The organism is Streptomyces sp. NRRL S-1022, assembly GCF_000720135.1.
Lineage (GTDB): Bacteria > Actinomycetota > Actinomycetes > Streptomycetales > Streptomycetaceae > Streptomyces.
Genome location: NZ_JOIU01000219.1, coordinates 1 through 212 on the forward strand (window position 1 = coordinate 1; position 212 = coordinate 212).

Consider the following 212-nt stretch of genomic DNA (forward strand, 5'->3'; position numbering starts at 1 on the left):
CTGGAGGTAGGCGGTGAACTTGGAGAGGTAGTGGCTGTACGGCAGCACCGCGTGGGTCTGGGCGTCGTGGAAGTTGCCGTACCAGATGCCCAGCAGCCCGAGCAGCAGCGGGACGTTGGCCTCGGCGGGCGCGGTGCGGAAGTGGTCGTCGACGATCCGGAAACCGTCCAGCATCTCGCGGAAGCGGTCCGGGCCGATGGCGATCATCAGGG

At 67.5% G+C, this 212-nt stretch carries 1 pseudogene; it reads right to left on the bottom strand.

The features are described 5' to 3' along the window. Positions 1 to 212: pseudogene (locus IG05_RS43420) on the bottom strand (glucose-6-phosphate isomerase); the annotation flags it as partial.